The organism is Duganella radicis, assembly GCF_009720825.1.
GTDB classification, from domain to species: domain Bacteria; phylum Pseudomonadota; class Gammaproteobacteria; order Burkholderiales; family Burkholderiaceae_D; genus Rugamonas; species Rugamonas radicis.
The window spans coordinates 1-423 of the sequence record NZ_WNKY01000132.1 but is presented as its reverse complement, the minus strand read 5'-3'; the positions used below and the strand labels follow the sequence as shown (position 1 = coordinate 423).

1 protein-coding gene is annotated in these 423 nt (G+C 56.3%); it reads left to right on the top strand.

What is annotated here, in order from left to right; genetic code table 11:
• The coding region (locus tag GM676_RS31370) for an IS30 family transposase (protein ID WP_155468472.1) at positions 1 to 423 on the top strand (423 nt) is incomplete at both ends.

Here is a 423-nt window from a genome sequence, read left to right as displayed (position 1 = left end):
ATCTGGCAAAGCGTCCCAAGCGCTGTAAACTGGTGCTTCAACCAGAACTGGCTAACGTCGTTGCAGACAGGCTGCGGTTGCAGTGGTCACCAGAGCAAATTGCTGGATGGCTCAAGCACACTTACCCGGGCGATGAGGATCATCAGGTGTCACACGAGACAATTTATCGCAGCCTGTATATCCAAGCGCGCGGCGCTTTGAAGAAGGAGTTGCTTGAGCATTTGAGGCGCACCCGAGCAATGCGCCGCTCGCGTCACCACACCCAGAAAACCGATGATCACGGCAGAATCAAGGATGCCGTATCTATCAGTGAACGGCCTGCATCAGCGGAAGACCGAGCGGTACCCGGCCATTGGGAAGGCGATCTCCTGTGCGGAAGTCACAACAGCCAGATCGTCACGCTGGTCGAGCGTCAAACACGCT